At 40.1% G+C, this 24,806-nt stretch carries 19 protein-coding genes; 1 reads left to right on the plus strand and 18 read right to left on the minus strand.

Going from position 1 to position 24,806, the window contains the following annotated elements; genetic code table 11:
* Nucleotides 1-39: 39 nt before the first annotated feature.
* The 10 genes from EDC17_RS03700 to ilvA all read right to left on the minus strand — a co-directional run bounded on the left by EDC17_RS03700 (nucleotide 40) and on the right by ilvA (nucleotide 15,457).
* Nucleotides 40-777 (minus strand): fasciclin domain-containing protein, encoded by a 738-nt coding sequence (locus EDC17_RS03700; RefSeq protein ID WP_132776805.1) that lies wholly within the window; start codon nucleotides 775-777, stop codon nucleotides 40-42.
* Nucleotides 778-788: 11 nt separating this feature from the next.
* Complete coding sequence (locus tag EDC17_RS03705) at nucleotides 789-2,393, minus strand: RagB/SusD family nutrient uptake outer membrane protein (RefSeq protein WP_243646009.1); 1,605 nt, start codon at nucleotides 2,391-2,393, stop codon at nucleotides 789-791.
* Between the two features lie 6 nt (nucleotides 2,394-2,399).
* On the minus strand, nucleotides 2,400-5,489 hold the full coding sequence (locus tag EDC17_RS03710) for a SusC/RagA family TonB-linked outer membrane protein (RefSeq protein ID WP_243646028.1): 3,090 nt from the start codon (nucleotides 5,487-5,489) through the stop codon (nucleotides 2,400-2,402).
* Nucleotides 5,490-5,561: 72 nt separating this feature from the next.
* Nucleotides 5,562-6,650 carry a DUF5007 domain-containing protein gene (locus EDC17_RS03715; protein WP_132776807.1) on the minus strand — a complete coding sequence of 363 codons (1,089 nt, stop codon included), beginning with the start codon at nucleotides 6,648-6,650 and terminating at the stop codon, nucleotides 5,562-5,564.
* Nucleotides 6,651-6,680: 30 nt separating this feature from the next.
* On the minus strand, nucleotides 6,681-7,772 hold the full coding sequence (locus EDC17_RS03720; protein WP_132776808.1) for a discoidin domain-containing protein: 1,092 nt from the start codon (nucleotides 7,770-7,772) through the stop codon (nucleotides 6,681-6,683).
* 21 nt (nucleotides 7,773-7,793) lie between these two features.
* Nucleotides 7,794-9,299, minus strand: a complete 1,506-nt coding sequence (locus EDC17_RS03725) for a RagB/SusD family nutrient uptake outer membrane protein (RefSeq protein WP_132776809.1) — start codon at nucleotides 9,297-9,299, stop codon at nucleotides 7,794-7,796.
* A 9-nt stretch (nucleotides 9,300-9,308) separates the two neighbouring features.
* Nucleotides 9,309-12,284, minus strand: coding sequence for a SusC/RagA family TonB-linked outer membrane protein (locus tag EDC17_RS03730; protein ID WP_132776810.1), 2,976 nt, complete (start codon nucleotides 12,282-12,284; stop codon nucleotides 9,309-9,311).
* Between the two features lie 825 nt (nucleotides 12,285-13,109).
* Nucleotides 13,110-13,640: a DUF2911 domain-containing protein gene (locus tag EDC17_RS03735; RefSeq protein WP_132776811.1), complete on the minus strand. Its 531-nt coding sequence runs from the start codon at nucleotides 13,638-13,640 to the stop codon at nucleotides 13,110-13,112.
* Between the two features lie 10 nt (nucleotides 13,641-13,650).
* Nucleotides 13,651-13,824, minus strand: a complete 174-nt coding sequence (locus EDC17_RS16810) for a hypothetical protein (protein ID WP_165894359.1) — start codon at nucleotides 13,822-13,824, stop codon at nucleotides 13,651-13,653.
* 379 nt (nucleotides 13,825-14,203) lie between these two features.
* Complete coding sequence (gene ilvA / locus EDC17_RS03740) at nucleotides 14,204-15,457, minus strand: threonine ammonia-lyase IlvA (RefSeq protein ID WP_132776812.1); 1,254 nt, start codon at nucleotides 15,455-15,457, stop codon at nucleotides 14,204-14,206.
* Nucleotides 15,458-15,583: 126 nt separating this feature from the next.
* Here ilvA and EDC17_RS03745 point away from each other — a divergent pair, with 126 nt between their 5' ends.
* On the plus strand, nucleotides 15,584-15,940 hold the full coding sequence (locus EDC17_RS03745) for a VOC family protein (protein ID WP_132776813.1): 357 nt from the start codon (nucleotides 15,584-15,586) through the stop codon (nucleotides 15,938-15,940).
* Between the two features lie 55 nt (nucleotides 15,941-15,995).
* On the opposite strand, the gene EDC17_RS03750 is transcribed toward EDC17_RS03745, so the two are convergent.
* From EDC17_RS03750 to EDC17_RS03785, 8 genes are all read right to left on the minus strand, one after another.
* Nucleotides 15,996-17,150, minus strand: a complete 1,155-nt coding sequence (locus EDC17_RS03750; RefSeq protein ID WP_132776814.1) for a 2-isopropylmalate synthase — start codon at nucleotides 17,148-17,150, stop codon at nucleotides 15,996-15,998.
* 87 nt (nucleotides 17,151-17,237) lie between these two features.
* Nucleotides 17,238-18,311 (minus strand): 3-isopropylmalate dehydrogenase, encoded by a 1,074-nt coding sequence (gene leuB / locus EDC17_RS03755; protein ID WP_132776815.1) that lies wholly within the window; start codon nucleotides 18,309-18,311, stop codon nucleotides 17,238-17,240.
* Between the two features lie 3 nt (nucleotides 18,312-18,314).
* Nucleotides 18,315-19,781 (minus strand): ATP-binding cassette domain-containing protein, encoded by a 1,467-nt coding sequence (locus EDC17_RS03760; RefSeq protein ID WP_132776816.1) that lies wholly within the window; start codon nucleotides 19,779-19,781, stop codon nucleotides 18,315-18,317.
* Between the two features lie 74 nt (nucleotides 19,782-19,855).
* Nucleotides 19,856-20,458: a 3-isopropylmalate dehydratase small subunit gene (gene leuD, locus EDC17_RS03765; RefSeq protein WP_132776817.1), complete on the minus strand. Its 603-nt coding sequence runs from the start codon at nucleotides 20,456-20,458 to the stop codon at nucleotides 19,856-19,858.
* 46 nt (nucleotides 20,459-20,504) lie between these two features.
* Nucleotides 20,505-21,326, minus strand: coding sequence for a methyltransferase domain-containing protein (locus EDC17_RS03770; RefSeq protein ID WP_132776818.1), 822 nt, complete (start codon nucleotides 21,324-21,326; stop codon nucleotides 20,505-20,507).
* A gap of 10 nt (nucleotides 21,327-21,336) precedes the next feature.
* Entirely contained in the window at nucleotides 21,337-22,734 is a 1,398-nt protein-coding gene (leuC, locus tag EDC17_RS03775; protein WP_132776819.1) for a 3-isopropylmalate dehydratase large subunit, read from the minus strand.
* 82 nt (nucleotides 22,735-22,816) lie between these two features.
* The gene (gene ilvC, locus EDC17_RS03780; RefSeq protein ID WP_132776820.1) at nucleotides 22,817-24,298 is read right to left on the minus strand and encodes a ketol-acid reductoisomerase; all 1,482 of its coding nucleotides are present in this window, start codon (nucleotides 24,296-24,298) and stop codon (nucleotides 22,817-22,819) included.
* Nucleotides 24,299-24,334: 36 nt separating this feature from the next.
* The gene (locus tag EDC17_RS03785; protein WP_243646029.1) at nucleotides 24,335-24,805 is read right to left on the minus strand and encodes a DinB family protein; all 471 of its coding nucleotides are present in this window, start codon (nucleotides 24,803-24,805) and stop codon (nucleotides 24,335-24,337) included.
* Nucleotide 24,806 lies beyond the last annotated feature (1 nt).

Consider the following 24,806-nt stretch of genomic DNA (forward strand, 5'->3'; position numbering starts at 1 on the left):
ATTAAATGCCACATGTGTGAATATTGAGAGGCTTCCATACTAATTTCTTTTACTTTGGATAATATCCGACTTGATGTGCGAATCGATATACCCCAATCCTCCCTCTAGGTAGTCCAATACGTGAACCACTCCATTGTGAGGCTGTATATCAGATGATGCCACAGGTACCCTCTTCATATTATCAGGATTGGATAAATCGCTGATGAAGGAAATATGCAGTTTGCGGTAGCCCATATAGCGGAGGACTGATTTGCCGTCCGAACTTACGGCATCATTGAATACAACTCCTATATTGCATACTGCATCTCCTTGAGATTGGTAATTTTGTCCGCCATAGACATTCATCAGATTGAAATCTATTTGCGGATAATCAGCCAATTTGTTTTTCCCATTAAAAATATGTCTGTGCAGGTAAAATTTCCAGATTTCAGGGTCCACATCAGCGAGCACTTTTATCGTGTCCAAGCCGAGGTAATACAGTTCTTGATTCAATCCTCCCGCTGTGAATGATCCAATCAGCTTTTTAATATTTTCATCCCTAGGGGCGAAAAATGTAAATGTTTCCTCCTTAAACTTATCTTCCATACCAGCTAGACGGATGATCTGGGCAATGGAGTCAAATTCTCTAGGTTTAGCATCAAGATAATCCATAATCGAACCTTCAAAAGCAGCTTCTGCACGTCCACCATCGGTATAATATTCGTCTTTCTTACAAGCAAAGAATAATACTGTGCTGAGGAAGAGTAGTGCGCTCTGTTTTATTAATGATTTCTTCATAACTTTCAATATTATCTTCCTGTTGTTGTCCAATATTCATTTAAAACGATATGTGGGTTGTACTCCCTAGCACTTTGATCTAGGGGCCAAGTCCATGCACCGCGGGTATACTGATCCAAGTTCATCGGAGCCATGGTCCATTGAGAATTTAGAATTCGACGCGTACGGATTAAGTCAAAATAGCGATGTCCCTCACCAAAGAGTTCCCTACATCGTTCGGTATAGATAAAATCCTTCAGATCACTGCCCCCTGCACCCACATATAAGGATGCATCTGCTCTTTTGCGGACCAGATTGACAGCTGCGATAGCTTCATTATCACGGCCTAGTTCTGCCAACGCTTCTGCTTGTAGCAAAATAGCATCGGAGTACCTAAAAATAATTATGGAATTGTCCGGATAGCCTTGCTCATTGCCCGAGGTATATACATTGTAGGCAAATTTTTTCAGCGCAAACTGTCCATTATCTGATGCGATATCATCAAACCACATGTCCCGCCGTAGGTCAGCTTCACCATCGGGATAGATAGCGTTCATGTATTCGGAAACATAATAAGCAGCGCTTATCGATTTGTCATGTCTTGGAAATAAATACGGCCATCTTAAAAAGTGACTCCAGAATTGGTAATGATTTCTAGGATCAAAATCGTCCCAGGTCTCGCTAAACCAGTTGTTATCCCCGTAGTTGATGCTGCGGTAGAATTCGAACAGGGATTCTGCGGTTCTACCTTTTGATACTTCTGCCCAATTTTGCGGGGTCAGATCATATAATCGGTGTGCCTTACTGTCTATTAGTTCTTTACCTAGTGCCGCTACAACTGTATAATGACTTTGGCTGTTGGCACGATCGAAGGATGCATTCCAAGCGTGCATATGCATCAGTAGCGCTATAATTGCTCCTCGTCCGGCACGTGCGCCGCGTTCTGAAGGATCACTATGTGTCCAAGGCATCTGGTCTTTGTGGGGAGTCAGATCGGCTATGCATTTGTTTAGGACGGACACCATATTTTCGCGACCTATCGATTGCGAGAAGTAGGGTTCTGTATAATACACCACATCACCATATAGACGTACCATCCAAAAATAGGTGAAAGCCCGGATAAATTTTGCTTCAGCTATGTAGCGTTCTTTATCCGCACCATCTACTCCAGGGATGCCTTCATCCAATTTGGATAGCAATATATTTGCACTTTGGATAACCTGGTAATAGCCTTTCCAGTTCGTTATTTTACTTAATTCGTAATCTACATAAGTCGGAGAGAATATAGCAGTAAGTAAATCATTGTCACCGAGTACTTCTACAACGAAGCGCTCGGCAGGATCTAATGGCCGTGTTCGGGCATCTCCCTGATTGGTTGTTGCCTTGATTTCCCCCGATCGTGCCTCCCCAATCGCTCCCATTACCCAACTTTCTCTTATTTTATCAAAAAACTTAGAATACATAAATGCCATATTGGCCTCTACGTCATCTTTATTCAAGTAGAAGTTGTTTCCCGTCAAACGATCTACAGGATCTACAGTCAGGTACTTTTGGCAGCCCGCACTTACAAAAATAGTCGCCATTAAGAGAATGCGTTGAAAGATCTTTGCCGATATCATATATTTTTTTCTTTTCATGGCCTATTAAAATGAAAGATTTAAACCTATATTATATGTTCTAGGTATTGGGTATCCGTTGGAAAGATCACGTCCCATACTAGTTACGTTTTCCGGATTTGGGCCGCTGTACGTCGAAAAGGTCACCACATTGTCCAAGGATGCATATACCCGCACACGTTCCAACCCATATCTACTCAATAGCCCCCGGTTGAAATTGTACGCCAATATCATATTGTTGATTTTAAAATAAGACCCATTTTCGGCCCATAATGTCTGATCGTATCGAAACGGTCGTATAGTTCCACTTCGTGTGTAGGCATAAGCATAGGGGTACATCGCTACATCTCCTGGCTGGAGCCACATATTGTAGCCATCTAGAGGCACGACTACTTTATTGTCCTTACCTTGACCAAAAGGGTTGGCCATGAGTCCCATACGTTCAGCAAGTGCATTATTCAATATAGTTCGCTTAGCTGTGTAGGAAGCATAAATGCTAAACTGTATATTCTTATAAGAAAATGTGTTTTGAACACCACCTGTTATCAAAGGCTGATTGTTCCCGGTGCGGACCATATCTCTATTGTCCAAGATGTAGTCACCATTCATGTCTTTCCAAATCGGATCTCCCGCTTGAAAAAATGTTCCATCACTATTACGATAGCGCAATCCAGAAGTGGGGTCAATAGGCACATCCTCATCTCTAGAATACACACCTTCATTGATAAAAAGATAGTTAGACATAGTTGCGGTACCTACACGGAATATATTATGCTGTCCATTAAGATTATCTACATTCCATTTTATAAATTGTCCTCCGTAATGTGCGGGTAGTTTAAGTAATATATCCTTGTTGAGAGCTCCATTGATAGAAAATGTCCAAGAAAAATCTCCTCCGGGGCGTAGTGGTCTTATGTTTAATGCTAACTCATGGCCGTAGTTGGCGATTGCGGCATCATTGGATGCTAATACATCAAATGCAACCGTGCTGTTCAATCGCTGATCAAAGAGCAAGTTGTCTACTTTCTTGTAATAAGTGTCATAGACAAAGTCTATGCGATTATTAAATAAGGCGATATCTAGCCCAAAATTATATTGCATCGAGGTCGTCGGTTTTAGATTCGGATTCGGGATCTGACCAAAACGGATACCTACGCCTTGTTGCTGGTTATAGTTGCCCGTGATGTCATAGCGGCCGTAGATCCTTTCCAGCGTACTGTTTGGCATCACATTAATTCCCCAGCTGCCACGGATAGAGCCTAAGCTTAGCCAGGGAGCGGCATCTTTGATCCACTCTTCATTATGCGCATTCCAACGTAAACCAATCGCCGGGTTTTTAGTATAGAGATTTCCGAACCCATTCCCAGAGGAACCATCCATCCGGTAGGATAGATCTAGGATGTATTTTCTTTTGTAATCGTAGGACGTCGATAGGGCAAAGGATAGGGCTCTTTCATTTTTGAAATTATCCAATAGTCCCCCACCTCTAGAGAAAAAACCATCATAGCCCAGAGGTCCTTGAAAATTGTCATTTGGGGTGCGATCTTGCTGTATCGGAAAATCCTGCCGGGTTACATTTCTAACTTCATTGAAAAGGTTGATGAAAATATTATGTGATTCATTAAAAGTTTTGCTATAATTCAAAGAACTTCGGCTATACAACTGAGTTTGTCTTCCTGCAAAGGAATAGACTTTGGAAAATTGGTTGTTAGCTGCTGCAGGCGAGAAAGTGTCTTCCGTGCTCGAAACAAATTCATAACTCAATGCGGAGGTAATGCGTAGACCGTCTATGATCTGATAAGATCCTTCGACATATGGTCGGATAAGGCGTACGCCATTTTCGTTGTTGGTACTGATCGATGAAATGTACTCCGATGATACCGAATAAAAGGAAGGTGGAGGTAAGAGGGTCGAGGATAAGCCTCCTGCTGCAACTCCTGTTTGCAGGATCCCTGATCCGTCACCCTTGTTTATCTTACCGAGTTGTGCAAATACCTGTCCGGTAAACCGTAGCTTGCTATCCGGACTATAGTCCATGCGCAGATTAGTAGAGTAGCGATCAAAACCTGTATTTCGGATAATACCCGTTTCGCTATAGTAGCCAATGTTGGCTTTGTAAGATAGTATACTATTTCCTCCATCCACACTTAAGTTGTGACTATGGTTGTAAGTAGTTTGAAAATAAAGATCCTGCCAGTTTGTTGAATTATTAAAATAGGCATTCAAACTATCCGATAGATGAGGCGTGGTTTGAATTCGATCGATATCTGCTTGCGTCAGTGCATTACCAAAGATCTGCTCTAGCTTGAGTCTCCGTTCTAAATTACCACCCAATGTTTCTCTTAGTTTTGGTGGAGTCCGCATAAAAGAATTGTTAACATAATTAATACGCGGTACTTCTGAATTGCCTCGTTTAGTATTGATAATAACTACCCCGTAGGCGGCTAGAGAACCATATAATGAGGTAGCCTGCGCATCTTTAAGAATCTCTATACTTTCTATATCTTCTGGCGGTATCATCGACAGTGGGCTCACACCCGGTCCTTGTTGCTGCAATCCCATTTCGGAGGCCCGGTCGGCATCCAGAGGTACACCGTCGATTACATATAAAGGAGAGGTAGGCATCAGGATAGATTCATTTCCGCTACCTACAGTGCTTAGTGTAGAGAGACCACGAATCTGGGTCGTGCCACGGAAACCAGGAGCACCTGTGTTGACCTGTATATTCAGACCAGGAGCCTTTCCTTGTAATAGGGTTTCCAAAGAACCGGGTATATCACGGATGTCCTCCGCAGTGATGATATTGGAAGCTCCGGTAGAGGTTTCTTTTGGTCTTTTTACATAACCACGTGTTACCACGACCTCATCCACTTCTGTACTAGAAGGTTCAAGATTGACGGTCAAGGAAGTTTGTCCAGCAGCTAAGCTCACACGCTTTTCTTTATAACCCACAAGCTTGAATAGGAGTGTAGTGCCGGATGCAACGGATACCGAAAAACCACCATTGGCATCGGTTGCTACTAATTGGCGAGCTGTACTCACATTGATGACTGTAACACTACGCAGGGCCTTGCCGTCTTCGTCTAATACCCTTCCGCGTACAGTCGTTTGTGCCATTCCTTGGAGGCAGAGGCTCATACAAAATAAAAGTATGCTATATAATATCTTGTTTTTCATAAAAAGGCCCTATTAGTCGTTGTCAAATTTTGGATTGTCATTTTTGAAATGAAATACGATTTCCCAATCGCCTTTCCTGAAGATCTTAAAAGCTAAAGAAAATGTGGAAACTGTCCTAACTCCCCCCCAGCCTATACGGGAATATTGAAATACTACATTGGCTCTGTCGCCTTGTGCATAATCTGTCCGTATCGAAGATAATGGGATGGGATAGGCGACGTCGTATTGTACGTATTGGGATGTCATTTCTTTATTAAAGCCGTGCACTAATTGATCCCATCGGGTTTCATTGAATTCCACAGGATTGATGGCGAGACTATCTTTATTCAGAAATTTAAAACGTAGTTTATTGCCATTCCCTCCTTCAAATGGCCGGATATACACAACGACATCTTTTTTGAGGTTGTTATTAACCAGTAAAACGTTCGTCCGCTCACCCGTTATATTGGAGATATTAGGTAAGATATATGCCCTTTTTCGCGGGTCATTAGGCGCGTTGGGGTCTGGTGCCACACCTCCCGTATAGGGATTGATGTCAGAGGATGGTTCATACGGCAGTTCTCGCCAAGGAATCAGTTGAAAATCTTTTATATAGCGTATCCCACCCGAATTTGTGAGCTTGAGGTCAAAAAACCGAATATCTTGCGTTTTCAAAATGGTGTCTACGGGACGTGGAGTTATGCGTTCTGCAGTAGCTGAGGGATGCATAATAAAACGACCACCTGAATCCACTTCAAAGATGGGTTTGTCTACTAAGCGGCGTTTACTTTCAATATCCTGTAGCGAAGTTTCCTTTCCATCATATTCTGCGATCCATTCATAGGTTGGAAATACCTGTAAGAAATCTGTAACTGCCTTACCATCGCCAAAGCGTGGGTTGATAATCTCAAATTTAATTGGCAAAGTAGAGTTATCCGCATTTAGCCGATTTATTACCGTTGTTCTCCCTAATCTAGTCTCCAGTATTTTATCGGAATAATTAAGGTTTTCACTAATAAAATCTTTGTCTTCCGGCAGATTGTACATTTCCGAGCAAGAGGTTATAGACATGCACAAACCTGCTGCAATCCCCAAAATATTGTATTTTTTATAACTTATCATATATAGGCTATTGTTAAGTTTATTTGTCTGTTATAACTCTTCATAATTTACTGACCAGTCTGCCAATTGGAATGTCGAACCCGATCTAATACGTGTGATAGTCAAACGATAATAGGCAAAAGGCGTGGTATTTCTGAACCTAAATACCCGTTGCATAAACCTGTCGACAAATTCTTCAGATGTTCTGGAATCCAGTAGCGTCCAGCTACTGCCATCCTGCGAACCCTCTAGTCGCCAATCGATCGGATCCCTTTCTATTGCATCATTTGCGGAGGTCAATGTATATGCATTGGCTACCGAAGGAGTGTTTAACTGTACCTGCAACCATAATGAATTGCTAAAACTTACGAGAAATTTTGTTTGTGAATTGCCATCAAAGACATACTTGGACGCCTCTACCGCATTGGGACCACCGCTATGTTCTGTAGAAGCTGTAAATGTGCCTCCTACAAGGTCGAATAGGCTAGGGGGAGGCGGAATAAAGGTGAGACGTTTCACAAAGTCTGCAAAGCCAAAGACATGATCGGGCGATAGTACATGTACTATTCCATTTTTCGTTTCAATATTTATTGATGCTGTGTTGGTAGTTACCCAATTGCGCGTAAATGAACTTTTTTTAGTGTCGCTAAATTCAATAACCGAAGGTCCTCCATCAATGTAGCCCGAAGAGTAAGATTGGATGAGTTTACCGTGCATGGGATAGCCATATCGAAAATCGCTTAGAGACTTTCCGTCCTTGGAACTTAAAGAGTCACTACTCATCTTACCCCGGATAATATATTGGGATAGCATCGTGTCCAGATGGAGGAGGTTCACGTCGGATAAATATTCCCTAGGTTGATCTGCCTTTTTACGTACCGTGTTCAGATTTTGTATTGCCAATCTAAAGCTTTCATTCGTCGGTGCAAATAGTGTCACCCCATCATTACTCAAGAGTTGTTCCAGTCCTATGCGATCGATAACTTTCAGCAATGAATCATATACACCAGGTTTACTTTGTAAATAGGTATAGGTGTTTCCATTAAATTGCTCCTTTTTCAGTTGATATTTATAGAAGCCATTATCCTTAGCACACGATAAGGCCAGTAGGCAACATAAAAGATATAGTATTCGAGCTTTCATGATATTTCTTATTTATGTATTTTATTGCCAAAAGTTGTTTTGTTCTAATAGCCCATTTTGTCGGATCAGGGACTCGGCAATAGGCCAATATATGCCACCTTCATTGATGAGCTGTACAAATTTTGGATCATTATTTTTAATTTTGTGGTAACGGACAAGGTCATACCAGCGATGTCCTTCACCCATCAATTCCCGACGTCTTTCCAGAAAAATAGCATCTACCAGATCACCATTTATAGTCTCATCGTAAATAGGTAATCCTCTATTTTCACGGATATTATTTAATAACTCGACTGATCCATTACGATCTCCTAAAACCGCTAGAGCCTCTGCGCGCAAGAGTGTCATATCCTCTAGCCTGGAAAATACCAGCGCACTAGAAAAAATACGAAACGAAGGGTCTGTGTTACCACCTTGTATGCATTTTATTTTGCTTAGTATCGGGTATCTACCATTGAAATTGCGGAAGTAATTTTCGTTTACAGGATTACCTAGGGTATCGATACTAAAGCGTTCATCTTTTGCCTCATTAAAAACCGAAGAAATGGTCTCTTTGGTGTAATACATGTCAGGAATACTCTTATTGACAATAGGTGCGGCCAGTGTTAGTTCTTCTACTTGTCCTGTGAAGTTGGCTTCTGCATGTCCCCATATCGAAGGAAAAGCAAGCATCTGACTACTGTGTTTGTCATAAAAGAATCCACTCGGGGACACCAGACTTGATGTGGCTACATAATTGATATTTGCTCTGGAGTAATTGTCCATGACATAGGCTGTATAGGTCGCTACATTGGGGTAGTTTTCCTGCCAAGCAGACAGGTGCGCTAGGATTGCATAAGCAGCAATTTTTGTAGCCAAAGTCCCATCCCATCGCGATGTAGCTTCATTGTAATAATTGCCGAGTTGCTCTGGCTCATTTACACTGTAACGCACCGGAAGATCTAAGGCCGCTTGTTGAAGTTCCTGTTCTATCCATGCCATTAATTTTCCTTTTTCTTCTTGCTTTTTTGTGGTAAAGCTGCCTTCATCCGAGCGGGTAATAAGAGGGACGTTACCCCAGATTCGTGTCAAATTGAAGTAAGCGAAAGCACGAAGAAAGCGGGCTTGGGCAATGTCAACATTTAAATTGTTCTGCGTATATCGTTGATCTTTTTCAAGCACCTCTGGTGCACGTTCCAAGAAGATGTTGGCCTCGTTGACCGCGGCATACCAGCGTCGCCAATTGCGCAAAGCTTCCAGTGTCGGATCATTGGCATTTAGTTCATTATCTGCAATAGCACGCAAATCCATACGCGATGGAATAGCATATTCGCCACTTCGTACCTCTCCATATAGCCAGAAGGCATTGTGATCTACCAAAGCAGATTTAGTCATCGCATAGACGCCCATTAATTTGGCACGGGTATCCTCAATTTTTTCCCACATATTTTCTTCAGAAACCACCCGCGTAGAATCGATGTCAAGCATCTTACTACAACCTGTACATAGTAGGATCAAAAACGATAAGTTATAAAGTATCTTTTTCATGTGGTTATTTTATAAGTTTAGTTTGAAGCCCATCAAAAATGTTCGTGGGATAATCATATTATAGCCTTCGTCGTAACCAAGGTAATTGGCAATCTCGGGGTCGCGTCCGGAGTATTTGGACACCGTGAAGAGGTTGTTGGCAGCTATATACACATAAACATTGCCACCGCCCAATCTAGAAGACAACAAGTCTGTCAGGTTGTAACCTAGCGATACCTGTCTCAATTTCATAAAGGAACCATTTTCAAGAAAAAGGTCTTGCGAAGACTGATAAGCATTTACCTTGCTCCAAGGGTTGTATAGCGGATATTTGCTATAGTCCCCTCGTTTTTCCCAATAGGTGATTTCTTTGATCACCCTTACATTCTTCGAATTTTCATTATTTATAAAATCAAAGCGATTAGCCATTTCTTGGTTTAGGATCTTACGGCCTAGGTTGAAATATAGATTAACTTTAAGATCGAAATTTTTATAGAAAAAATCATTTTGCCAAGATCCTGTCAGCTTAGGGATATAATTGCCCTGTAGGACCCTATCTTCCGAGGAGATACGGTTATCTCCGTTCTGATCTTTCCAATTCGGATCCCCGGCTTTAAAAGTTAAGCCATTATAGTTTTTCTTTACGCCGTTTACTTCCGGTACATCAGCGTCTGACTGATAAATCCCTTCATTCTTTAGTAGCCAAAAAGCATCAATGCGCTCGCCAACCTTTAGTTTACGGTTTTGTATGACTACCTCGTCCAGACCGCCCGGCAAAGCCGTTAAGGTGTTGTTATTAATGCTCAGATTGATGCCCGAATTCCAACGAAAGCTATGCACACTTGGAATAATATCGCCACCAAAAGCCAGTTCAACACCGGTGTTACGAACATTCATTCCAGACTCCAGACTATACTCATAGCCGTATTCCGCATATGCCGGAATCGTCAATACTTGATTTTTGTTTTCTTTGACATAGGCATCCAAGGTTAGGTAGAAATTTCGTTTTGAGAGTGAAAGGTCAAAACCTATATTAGCCTGATCTGTATAGGCCCAAGGCATATCATAGCCGATCCAACCGTCCTCATAGGGTCTTACCAAGGCTGCAATGCCATTATAGGCAGGTACGATTACATTTCCGGTATAGCCTATCTGTGCCGTATAGACAGGGCCTTGGGAGATATTGTCATAGGTATTCAGTATGCCTAATCGGCCTGCACTGGCTCTGACTTTGAAACTTTCAATTAGATTGTTGTCTTGCATGAATTCTTTTTTGATATTCCATCCTAAGGATAGCGCGGGTGTAAACAACCATCGGTTTGTAGGTTGAGCATTGGAAGATCCATCGTAGCGAAGCAACAGGCTCGCCGTATATTTGTCTTGCAGGTTATAGGTTCCCCTGCCGAAGAAGGAAACTAAATTATGTCTTGTGCGGTCTAGGAATTTGTAAGTGAGCTGTCTGGGAAAAGCGGTAGGATTAAGGAAGTCTCCGCTATTTGGATCGGAATTTAAAAGGTTAATCTTGATATTTGGATTGATGCCTTTATAGGCATACGCATAATTGTATTTATGTAAATCCCATTGTAAGACATTTCCTGCTTCTACAAAAAAGTTACTATTGTCCATTTTCCAATCATAAGAGGCTACACTTTCCTGTATTAACCGCTGGCTATAACCGTAATAGTTTGAAGCAAAACTGTTTCCTTCCATCAGGTCATCGTGGTGAAAAAGATCACGAAATCCTTCATTATAGTCTACCATCGTGCTTGATCTTAATTTGAAAGAACCGAATTGGGCATGGAGGGTCATGTTTCCTTCCAATATATTGGAATAGTTGTCATCAAACCCTTTATCCAGAATTCGCTTGTATGCATCGTAGGTGTCCTTGTTGGGAGCCAGTGGAGCACTGAGATCGGGAATATAAGCTAACATAGCATAGCGGTTCCTTAAGTTTTGATTCCGATTTCTATCTAGACGTGCTGCATTTATATTCGTGTGGAAAAATAGCCACTTTAGCGGCTGTAAATCCAGTTGGAAACGTGCATTGTATTTCTTAAAGTTTGTCTCCTCCGCGATTCCGCTATTTTGTAACGTACCTAAAGAGAATTGGAAATTCGATCGTCTGCCCCCACCAGACAGACGGGCATTCACGCCGTAGTTCAACCCATTATTATAATAGCTATCGCTCCAGTCGGATACGCCATAGTAGCGATAATTCAACGAATCACTGAGATAGACAGGATAGGTGTCGTCTTCGTTATAACGTCCATCGGTGGTATAGAGGTCATAAAACTGTTTTCTAAAACGATTTTCATAATCTCCGTTAATCGTAGTGACCTGCGGTCTATTGGCCATACCTACAAAACTATTGACACTGATTCTTCGTTTATTGTCTGTTACACTTTTCTTGGAGATAATTTTAATCACCCCATTAGCAGCCAAGGGACCGTATATGGCAGTGCTTGCCATATCCTTAAGCACTTCAATAGAAGCAATATTGTCTATGTCAATATTACTCAATAGGTTGTTTTCTGGACCAATACGATCAATATCGTAAGACTGGATCATATAAGAAAAGGGGTGTGGACCAATCATAGGTATCCCATCCAAAACGATTAACGGCTGGTTTTGATACGCGTCCTTATTGCTGAATATAGGTGACGATATGCCACGGATAAACATATAATTAGGCGTTCCAGGCTCACCCGTAGGTTCACTCAGAAATAAACCCGCTGCCTCACCCTTTAGGAATTGCGGGATAGTAGCATACCCCTGCAATGCAATATCCTGAATAGATTTGTGCACGGATTTAGTCTTGAGATTTTTGAAATTAAGGTCCAGAACGGAATCCTGCAACTCAGGCACGGTGTCCTGCCACACATGAAGTGATCTAGCAGTGTCAAATTCCCTTTCTGTATGCTTTGCTAATAGCTGCACCTGAAGCAATAGCATAATAAGGACAGCAGGAATACCAACATTATATGTGCTTGGAATTTTCTCCTTCATATAAATTTAGGTTTAGTATTATTTTAATTAATAGGTTATAATATTGTTCAAAAAGTCTGGTAGTAACAGCAATATATATAGCTGGCACTATCAGTCACATTACAATTTCTATATATAAAGTCTAAAACTAGAATACATTCTGTTTCTTTCCTATATCTTCTTAAATAATTAATTCGGTTTAGCAACACATATTGCCTCGCTTTTTTCTTTATAATTATTCAAGTCAATTTTCGGAACTATAAATTTTTTATAAAGAATTAACTATTCTTCAGAAAATGTATTTTTAAAAAATTAGGTATTAGCCTTAATTTCAGATTTTATAATGGTATAGTTTATATCGGTTATGCAGAATAAATATCAATTTAGTTATAAGATTTCATAATATGATTCTTAATTATTAAATCGATTTAGCTTTTTTAGCACAAATACTTATTCTTAATTTAAATATATACATAAAAATTTTAGAATAAAATATAATTCTATTTTTTTTAATTTTTTTTTAGCGACATTGGGTGACTAATGAGCATTTCTCAATAAAATATTTAAGCCTCTCGCGGATAAAAACCTCAACAAACTTATCACTAATAAACGGATCGTTATTTCCAAACATTGAAAAATTTGGGAGGGTCATTATGTATGGTCATTCTCGGATGTCTATGGAATGGGAGGTATTTAGTTACACATTTTCTACCTATTGTGGCCAACAGGATCAATTTTTAGAAAAATACCTGAAAGCAAAGAAATAGATTATTGTGATCTCAAAAAAAAAAAGCTTCCAGCATAAGAACTGAAAGCTTTTCTATTTTAGAACTTCTTCTTAGTGAATTAATTTGCGGCCCTTACCGAGATTGGGAGTATAATATCTCCCCAAGCTAGATTGATTACACCTGCGGGGTCTACTGATATATTAAATTGCTCAACCATAGGGTTACCCGTAGTAGATTGAGCCGGTACACGTAGCTGATCTTCCTTATCGCTGTAGCCAACACCCCATCCTTGCCATTTTTTACTAAAAATGATGGTGCTTTCGGTCTCTCCCGGAATTGTCCACAATCCATATTTTCCCTTAGGCAATGCTTTGCCTTGTACTAACACATCCTTGTCGAATTCAATCGTAGTGATTTCATTGGCACCAGTGCGCCATACTTCACCTATCTTGGCGATATCCACACCGAGCTGACGTCCTTTTAAGGATGGCTTGCTGTAATGAATGGTAATGTGTACTCCATCGCTTGTTGTAGCGTGCACGGAATCCGCGGGACTAGGGCGTGTAGATTTATCCTGTTGCTGTGCAAATGCAAAATTGATAGTAATAAAGGCCAGAATAACAGCCGCTAGGGTTAATTTAGATTTCATAATGTTATGTTTATTCGTTATTGGATTTTTTATCTCTGTCGGTTCTATTTTTAGGTACATCGAGATTCGGTAGACCTTGATGTCTTTTCATTGTTTTTGTGTCTCTAAAACGCTTGTCTGAGGTTGGGTTACCCATTTCGATGTTGCGGCTGTGGTCTTGCGGGGTTGTCATTTTATTTTTCATAATACTTGTGGGTTTTATGTGTTAACTAATCCCTCGTGAATGAATTACGAGGCTCCTCTAATCTATTAACGTTTAAAGTGCTAATTTGTTCTAAAAAATTTTGTAGAAACTTGAAATTCAATACATTGAGGCTTGCCAAAAAAGGCTCTAGAAATTAAAGGGTACTGAAAAAGACTTAATGAAATTAAGAGCTACCATTACCGGAAAAACCTGCCAGCTTAACCTTTGATAATCGAATATCTGCAAACTTTCAATTAGAAGATTTTGAATATGCAAAAGATAAGGGCTTATGAACATAAAAATTCATAAGCCCTTATTTAGTGGATAGTTTTCAGTGCCCTGGGAAATTACCAGAACCTTTTTTAGAATGTATTTTTCATTAGACCAAATATTCAAATAATGTTTGATCCTTATTGATTTCTATAAAATCAAATTTATAGGCTTTGAGTCGTTCGATAAAAGGAATATAATCTTTAGGGCTATTCAATTCTATACCTATCAAAGCGGGACCGCGTTCGCGTTCGGTTTTCTTGATGTACTCAAAACGTGTGATATCATCTTTAGGGCCTAATACTTCGGTTACTAACAGGCGCAAGGCACCTGGTCTCTGCGGGAAACGGACAATAAAATAATGTTTGAAGCCCTCGTACAGCAAGGACATTTCTTTTATTTCACCCATGCGGTCGATGTCATTATTTCCGCCGGATACAACACATACAACTTTCTTGCCTTTAATCTCTTCTTTATGAAATTCTAAGGCAGCAATAGAAAGCGCGCCCGCAGGCTCGGCGACGATAGCGTCTTTATTGTATAGTTCTAGTATGGTGGTACAGATTTTACCTTCGGGTATAGACTTCACCGAATCCAAAAGCTGGGAACTAATATCATATGTCAGTTGGCCTATTTTCTTCACCGCAGCGCCATCGACAAATTTGTTGATTTGATCCAATGCTATAGGTCCGCCATTTTTTAGGGCTGCCTGCATAGATGGCGCTCCTTCGGGCTCCACACCATATAATTTGGTCGTAGGTGAGTATTTGCGCATATGAAAACTTACCCCCGATGATAATCCACCACCACCAATTGGTAGGATGATAGCATCCACGTCGGGCAGGTCTTCCAAGATTTCAACGGCAACAGTTCCTTGACCTTCGATGATTTGTAAGTCGTCAAAAGGAGGGATGAATGTCATATTATTCTGCGCACAATATTCTATTGCCGCTTTTTGACAATCATCAAAAGTGTCGCCAGTAAGGATAATTTCGATATTGCCATTACCCCACATTTCTGTTTGTGTAATTTTTTGTCGAGGTGTAGGTCCAGGCATGAAGATAACCCCTTGGATATCTAATCTTTTGCAAGAAAAGGCTACCCCTTGGGCATGATTTCCGGCGCTAGCACATACAACACCTGCAGCTCGCTGCTCAGCCGATAAGGACGAAATCTTGTTAAAAGCACCACGTAATTTGTACGAACGTACGACTTGTAAGTCTTCTCTTTTTAAATAAACATCAGCACCATATTTTTCAGATAGATGCAGGTTATACTGCAAAGGTGTCCGTGTTACTATAGCTTTGATCCTTTCCTTGGCTTGTAAGGAATTTATGTCTAACGTTGATAAATCTAAACTCATTATGCTACAGTATTAGTATGACTTGATATTTCAAATTTAATAATATAAACCTAAAACGTATTACTAAATTAATAATATGTAGTCAGGAATGTTGAATAAACAACAGTTACATTTTACTTATTCACCATGGCTTTAATAAACCCACATATTAATTTTAACGGGAATGCAGAAGAAGCATTTAACTTTTATAGGTCCGTTTTTGGCGGTGATTTTGCCAAAATCGTCCGTTTTAAAGATTTAACAAGTGATCGTCTCCCAGTTTCCCCACACCAGGCGAATAAGATTATGCATATCGCCTTGGCAATAGGAAATAATTTATTAATGGGTAATGATGTGCCTGAAATTTTAGGCCTTTCCGCTGATGGGCAGATTGAATTTCCGATTGCAGAAAGTCCATGGGGAAGCTATTTTGGGATATTTCGCGACAAATATGGCATCGAATGGATGGTAGATTTTGACGCAAACTATAAAGGCGAAATTTAGTCTATCGGATATGAAGTAAATACAAGCGACAGCAAATGCTGTCGCTCGGATACTTTTATTTTACCAGCGTCAATAAATCTTCGTCGGTAATATCTTTTTTAGCATCTGCTAATGTTAAGAACCGCTCGTATGTAGAGGCTAACGCATCTTTGTCGAGGTGATGCCCCAAACGCTCAAGGTGATGTTTCAGCGCATGGCGACCCGAACGTGCAGTTAAGATGATATCGGCTTCTTCCAAACCTACATCTTCAGGACGTATAATCTCGTAATTCTCACGGTGCTTCAAGAAACCATCTTGGTGAATACCCGAAGAATGCGCAAATGCATTGCGACCAACAATCGCTTTATTTGGTTGCACTGGCATGTTCATCATTTCGGACACCTTGCGAGAAATGTACGTGAAGAATTTACTATCAATATTTGATGTCAATCCGCCGAAAGATTGGTTGTGTACTTTCAGAATCATAGCTACTTCTTCCAAAGAGGTATTACCAGCACGCTCTCCAATGCCGTTGATGGTACATTCGATTTGACGTGCGCCATTCTGTACGGCAGCAATAGAATTTGCTGTCGCTAATCCTAGATCATTGTGACAATGCGCAGAGATAATTGCTTGATCGATATTGCGTACGTTTTCTTTTAAAAATTTAATCTTTGCACCATATTGATCAGGTAGACAGTAACCGTTAGTATCTGGAATATTTACGACAGTGGCACCCGCTCCGATTACGGCTTCCACCATTTTCGCTAAGAATTCTACATCAGCGCGACCAGCATCTTCTGCATAGAATTCCACATCTTCTACATACGATTTAGCATGTTTTACAGCTGCTACGGCGCGTTCTAGGATTTCTTCGCGAGTGCTATTGAATTTATATTTGATATGCATGTCTGAGGCACCTATACCTGTGTGGATACGTGGTCTTTTTGCATATTTCAGCGCGTCAGCAGCTACGTCAATATCATTTTTGTTGGCACGAGTCAATGCACAAATGATAACCTCGTTCACGGCTTTGGATAATTCTACTACCGATTGAAAATCACCAGGGCTTGATACGGGAAATCCAGCCTCGATAATATCAACGCCTAAGCGTTCTAAATCTTTTGCGATTTCGACTTTCTCAGGAGTTGTCAATTGACATCCCGGCACTTGCTCCCCATCGCGTAGTGTCGTGTCAAAAATGTATAAGTGATTCGGATCGTGTAACATATTTTTAAATTAAAAAGATAAAATTAAAAAGTCAAAAAAAGTTTTAGACGATTTAATTGTGAATCTATGTTTATACCTCGGTTAGTTCTACTTAATAAATTCTAAAACTTTAGCCCCCATTTCATTAGTGCCTAAAATTTTGTCTGCCGCTGTTTCAGCATTCGCAATGTCACCCGTTCTCCAACCTGCTTTCAAAGTGTCCGCTACAGCTGTGGTTACAGCTTTTGCCTCCTCTTGAAGACCAAATGCAATATCCAACAATAAAGCTGCCGATAGGATAGAAGCTAACGGGTTAGCTTTATTCTGACCAGCAATATCGTGTGCTGAACCGTGGATTGGCTCAAAGAAACCTGTGCTATCACCGATCGATGCGGATGCTAACATACCCATCGAACCTGCAATTTGTGACGCTTCATCCGTCAAGATATCACCAAATAAGTTAGCAGTCAATACCACATCAAATTTTTTCGGGTTTTTTACTAATTGCATAGCTGCATTATCGATAAACATGTGTTCTGTCTCCACATCCGAATATTCCTTCGCTAACTCTTGTACCACTTCTCTCCAAAGACGGGAAGTTTCCAATACGTTAGCTTTATCTACCGAACATAATTTTTTGCCACGCGTACGTGCTGCTTCGTAGGCTTTGCGTGCAATACGTTCTACTTCATAGCGGTGATAATTCATCAAATCCGATGCAAAAGTGTTGTCTTCGTTGCGTTTTTTCTCACCGAAATAAACGTCACCGGTTAATTCGCGGAAGAATAAAATGTCTGTTCCACGTAACACCTCGGGTTTTAAGCTCGAAGCATCTAACAATTCATCAAATAATAGAATAGGACGGAGGTTGGCGTACAAGCCCAACTCTTTACGGATTTTTAATAAACCCTGCTCAGGACGAACTTTTGCTGAAGGGTCATTATCGTATTTGGCATGACCAATCGCACCAAATAAAATTGCGTCCGAAGCTTTAGCTTTCTCTAAAGTTTCCTCAGGAAGGGGATTTCCAGTAGCTTCGATTGCAGTATGTCCCATGATTGCTTCCTCAAATACGAATTCATGGTTGTATTTTGTTGCAATAGCTTCTAAAACTTGCTTTCCCCAAGTCGTTACTTCTTGTCCAATTCCATCACCTGGAATGATTAGAATATTTTTCTTCATTTCTTAACTTACGGTATCTAATATATTTTCAATGGCTTTAACTTCGCCTTTTTCTAGTACAATTCTATGTTCGAGACATGATGGGATTTGCGATTCATAATGACCCACATAAATTAATGTTTTGCCATATTCTGCCAATTCATCTACTACATCGTTAAAATATTTGGCTTGGTCATTATCCAAACCTTGGCAAGGTTCATCCAACACCAACAGAGGTGGATTCTTAATGATTGTTCTTGCTAACATGGCTAGACGTTGTTTGCCTAGCGGTAAGGTGTTGAGATTTTGGTGTTTGACATCCGTCAAATCAAAAAACTCCAACAATTCTTCTATTTGTTTTTTCTCGTGGAATTTTACGTCGATAAACCAACCGATACTATCATAAAATCCAGATGCAATGGTATGCCAAACAGTAGCGTTTTGGTCAAAATACCAATGCATTTCGGGCGATATAATCCCAATTTTTTGTTTGATGTCCCAAATGCTTTCACCAGATCCTCTTTTGTTGCCAAAAAGAGAAAGGTCGTGTCCGTAAGCTTGAGGATGATCACCATTTATTAAACTCAAAAGGGTTGATTTGCCCGAACCATTTGGTCCTTGTAATAACCACTTTTCACCCACATTGACTTTCCAGCTTACATCTTTCAGCACGACTTTTTTACCATAGCGAATATGAATATTATTCATTTCGGCTATTGTGTCGTATTGAGTCTGTGGAAATTCTCGTAGGAAGGCCGGTAACTCTTTTCTTTGACGTTTTTCATCCCGGGCAAATTCACTTTGTGAAGTTACTTTCTCTAACTTTCCATTTACAATATGTGCAAAGGAATTGATGGAGTGGGGAAGGTGGTTATCATTAGTGATCAGAATAAGCTGTACACCTTCTGCAACTAAATCATCTAACCACTTATTGAGAACTATTCTGGAGTTTTTATCCAACCCGGTATAGGGTTCGTCTATAATGAGTAGCTGAGGTTTAGCCCAAAGCCCGCGAATTAATTGTAATTTCTTGTGTTCGCCGCTTGATAACTCAATCAATTGGGAAGATTGCACATCTTCGAATCCAAACGCCGCAATACGCTCTTCGATTGCCGAAAAATCTAGTTTTTCTTTTTGTGCATAATGTTCCAACTCGGCTTTCACGGTCAAGGTATCATGCCCTTGATGATGGTTATAGCGTTGTTGGTAGTAGAAGTTGCGGTCACCTTCTAAATTGGTGAATTGATACCAATTAGAAATATAAACGACCTTAGCAGGAAGCGGAAGATTGTTGTCAAAATTCAACTGAACAGCATTATTCGAAGGAATTAATCCAGCGATTGCTTTAGCTAAGGTGGTTTTGCCAGAACCAGATGTTCCCCCGATAACGTAATTCTTGCCTTTTTGGATAGGCCAAGAAAGGCTATTCAGTACCACATTATTTGGGTATTGAATGGTTAAATTATCGATATGGGCTACTGGTTCTGTCATTTTATTTTCTTTGTCTTTCCGAACTTGACGAGGAATCAAAGTTTAGATTTCTCACTGCGTTTGAAATGACATTTTTATCTATAAAAAGAAAAAGGTCTTGTTTGCTCGAAGTTTTCGATCTCTGCTTTGTGGCTTAAAATGAAATCAATATCATCGTAACCATTAATCAAGCATGATTTTTTGTATGGATTGATTTCAAATTCGAAAGATTCACCTGTCGCGGCGATAGTCAACGTTTGTGCTTCCAAATCCACAACAAGTTGCGCATTCGGATCTGCGAAAACTTGTGCAAAAATCTTTTCTAAGAACTCTTCAGTGACTGTGATCGGCAATACACCGTTGTTGAGTGCATTTCCTTTGAAAATATCCGCAAAGAATGAGCTGATAACTACTTTGAAACCGTAGTCGTCAATAGCCCAAGCAGCATGTTCACGTGATGAACCACAACCGAAGTTTTTACCAGCTACCAAAATTTGACCTGAATATTGTGGATTGTTCAACACGAAATCAGTCTTTGGTTGATTGTTGTTATCAAATCGCCAGTCACGAAACAAGTTTTCACCAAAACCTTCGCGTGTCGTGGCTTTCAAGAAACGAGCAGGAATGATCTGATCTGTATCTATATTTTCAATAGGTAGTGGAACTACTGTTGAAGTTAATTTTTCAAATTTTTTCATTAGAATATTTTATCTATTTGAATAGAATTTGTCTTTATGGTGTTGATTAATTTAGAATAGCTCTTACTTCTCTCAATTTTAGTGTCATGCTCGTGGCTTCCTTATCCACCCAATGGTTGTACGATTCAATAGCGTCCAATCTTTCTTGTTCAGAAACATAACCCTCTTCGACCATTTGTTTGGATGCGGCTACTTTGGACCATATTTTAAGTTTTTCGACATGCGCAGGAAATATCCGTTCATAATGCTCATCGGCGTTAAAAACCTCAATTTCTTCAAAACCATGTTCTGCAAAAATGTCGATAATGTCATAACCTATACGGTTATTCATACCTGCATCTTTGCGCCACATCAAAAACATATTGTAAAAATTCTGCATAGCAGCAGGAATTTTAGGTGTCCAAGTAATTGCCTCGTGGATGTAATCCAAAATCGACAATTGACCATTCGGTTTTAGTAAAGATTTTAACTTTTCAATAGCTCGATCTAATGTCGAAATCCATTGAAAAGTACGCGCAGAAACGATAAGATCAAATTTTTCTTCCGTTTGGAAATTTAAAATATCTGCATAGATAAATTCTAGATTCGCTACATCAGCGTATTGCGATTTTCCTTCCGAAATAAAAGATGCCGTATGGTCAATTCCTACAACATATCCAGTGGGACCGACCAACTCAGCGATGTCTTTGGTAATGGAGCCTGTGCCACAGCCGACATCCAAAACCCTCAAACCTGGCTTTAATGCCGATTTAAGTGTTCTGTAATCCTGTTCCAAAGTACGTTGGTTATAAATAGTGTTTGCTTGTTGAGCAGAACGATCAATCACTTTATTTTCGGTAACAGTTGCTGTTTGGCAAATTTGGCACATGGTATAGCTATTAAATTAATTCCCTTACATCTACAACCTTACCTGTGATAGCGGCAGCTGCGGCAGTTAATGGGCTAACGAGCATGGTACGTGCATTCGGACCTTGACGACCTTCGAAGTTTCGGTTTGAAGTCGATACACAGTATTTACCTGCTGGAATTTTATCTTCGTTCATACCCAAACAAGCCGAACATCCTGGCTCACGCAATTGGAAACCTGCAGCTTCGAATACTTTGTCAATACCTTCCGCTTTTGCTTGCGCTTCTACTTGTTTGGAACCTGGAACAATCCAAACTTCTACATTTTCAGCTTTTTGTTTACCAGAAACAAAAGCCGCTACTTGACGTAAATCTTCGATACGAGAATTTGTACAAGAACCGATGAAAACATAATCCACGGGTTTACCTAATACTTGTTCACCGTCAGCAAAGCCCATATAGTCTAATGCTTTTTGATAAGAAGGTTGCTCACTATCTGGTTGCGCTGCCGTAGTTGGAATATTTTGAGATACTCCGATACCCATTCCTGGATTCGTACCGTAAGTGATCATCGGTTGGATATCAGCAGCATCGAATGTCAATACCGCATCAAATTGTGCGTCTTGATCCGAATACAATGTTTTCCAATACGCTAATGCCTCATCCCATTTTTCACCTTTAGGTGCAAATTCACGGCCTTTGATATATTCGAAAGTAGTTTCGTCGGGTGCAATTAAGCCACCACGCGCACCCATTTCTATACTCATATTACATACCGTCATACGGCCTTCCATGCTCAATGAGCGAATAGCGGAGCCGGCAAATTCTACGAAATAGCCCGTTCCACCAGCTGCGGTAGTTTTAGAAATGACGTAAAGGATAATATCTTTTGCGCCTACACCTTTTTGCAACTGGCCATTTACTTCGATTTTCATCGTTTTTGGTTTCGACTGCAAAAGACACTGTGTAGCGAAAACTTGTTCTACCTGTGATGTACCAATACCGAAGGCAATAGCACCAAAAGCACCATGCGTAGAGGTATGGCTATCCCCACAAACCATCGTTTTACCAGGCAAAGTGATACCCAACTCAGGGCCGATAACGTGTACGATACCTTGATAAGGATGACCTAGTCCGTATAATTCAATGCCAAATTCTTTTGTGTTTTTGGTCAACATATCCACTTGATAGCGGGATAATTCTTCTTTGATAGGAAGGTGTTGATTTAAGGTAGGTACATTGTGGTCAGCAGTCGCTACAGTTTGATCAGGGCGTAGTACAGGAAGACCTCTTTTGCGCAATCCATCGAATGCTTGAGGAGAAGTCACCTCATGAATCAAATGCGTATCTATGTACAATACATCTGGAAAGCCTTCTGCACGCTTGACGACATGTGCATCCCAAATTTTTTCTACTAATGTTTTTCCCATTTCTCTCTTATATCTTCTAAGTAATTTCGAAAGGGATAAAGCTTAGTGGGCTTTATCCCTTTATTATCAAAATTACAAAATATTAAACAGTTTTAATTGCTTTCATTGCTGTCATCGCTTTACGCAATTTGCGACCTACAATTTCCACTTCGTGATTACGTAAAATCTCATTGATTTGAACCAATTTCACGTTGTCTACAGAACTGTCTTTACCTTCGTTAAAGTTTTTACCCACGACGTCCGTATCAATTTTTTTCATAAAATCCGCAAGCAAAGGTTTACATGCTTGGTCGAATAAGTAGCAACCGTATTCAGCTGTATCAGAGATTACACGGTTCATTTCGAATAATTTTTTACGCGCAATGGTGTTGGCGATCAATGGAGTTTCGTGCAATGATTCGTAGTATGCTGATTCGGGTTTGATACCAGCTTCTACCATCGTTTCGAATGCCAATTCCACACCCGCTCTTACGAAAGCCACCATCAATAGATAATTGTCAAAATACTCCTGTTCGTCGATCTTAACATCGCCAGCAGGTGTTTTTTCAAAAGCAGTTTCACCAGTTTCAGCTCTCCACTTTAATAAGTTTGCATCACCATTTGCCCAGTCTTCCATCATTGTTTTGGAGAACTCACCCGACATGATATCATCTTGGTGTTTTTGGAATAATGGACGCATAATATCTTTCAATTCTTCTGAGAGTTCAAAAGCTTTGATTTTAGCAGGGTTACTCAAGCGATCCAACATGCCCGACACACCACCGTGTTTCAAAGCTTCTGTGATAACTTCCACACCATATTGAACTAATTTTGAAGCGTACCCTGCGTCAATTCCTTTTTCAATCATTTTGTCGAATGACAAAATAGAACCTGTTTGTAACAAACCACAAAGGATAGTTTGCTCGCCCATTAAGTCAGATTTAACCTCTGCTACGAAAGATGATTTCAATACACCAGCACGGTGGCCACCTGTACCTACGCAATACGCTTTCGCTTCAGCCCAACCTTTACCTTGAGGGTCATTTTCTGGGTGAACAGCGATCAATGTAGGAACACCAAATCCTCTTAAATATTCAGCACGTACTTCAGAACCTGGACATTTAGGCGCTACCATGATAACAGTGATATCTTTACGGATTTGCATACCTTCTTCTACGATATTGAAACCGTGAGAATATGATAATGTAGCTCCCTGCTTCATCAATGGCATTACCGCATTGATTACTGAAGTATGTTGTTTATCTGGAGTCAAGTTGATAACTAAATCAGCTGTAGGAATTAACTCATCGTATGTCCCTACTGTGAAATTGTTATCTGTAGCATTTTTCCAGGAATCTCTTTTTTGTTCAATAGCCTCTTTACGTAAAGCGTAAGATACGTCCAAACCGCTGTCTCTTAAATTCAAACCTTGGTTCAAACCTTGTGCACCTGCACCTACGATTACGATTTTTTTACCTTTTAAAGCATTTACGCCATCAGCAAATTCTGATGAATCCATAAATTCTGCTACACCAAGTTGGTTCAATTGCTCTCTAAGAGGTAATGTGTTAAAATAATTTGCCATTGTAGTACTATTTTAATTTAGTCTTTTCTTAAGTGTTTATTTGTTGTTGATTATTCTTTTTTGTGCTGTCACATAGCCAAGATGTGTATTATCATGACCCGCAGTAGTGACGATAACATCTTCGATGGATTCCAGAAGTGCACCATAAGTGCTTGTTTGGAATGGGGTAATATTGTTCAATTTACCCTCCTTGTAGTCTTTTTCTATAGATTCAATCGTTGAAATAGCTAATTTTTTCAATTCGTCAACTTCTTCTTGGGTTACGAAATAAGTTGGCTTTGTCCCTTTAGCATATGCAGAAACATATTTTACGCTCGAAGCATCGGGTATAATTCCCGTACGCACATAACATAATACAGGCGTAGTTACCACAATATGTCCAAAATTCCAGATGATATTATTATTAAATCCTACCGGAATTTCGTTTAGCTGTTCTAGAGAAAGACTTTCAATATCCTTAATGAAAGCTTTACGCGCATCTATAATAAATTTAAATACCTCTTTCATT

This window comes from Sphingobacterium alimentarium (genome assembly GCF_004342685.1).
Lineage (GTDB): Bacteria > Bacteroidota > Bacteroidia > Sphingobacteriales > Sphingobacteriaceae > Sphingobacterium > Sphingobacterium alimentarium.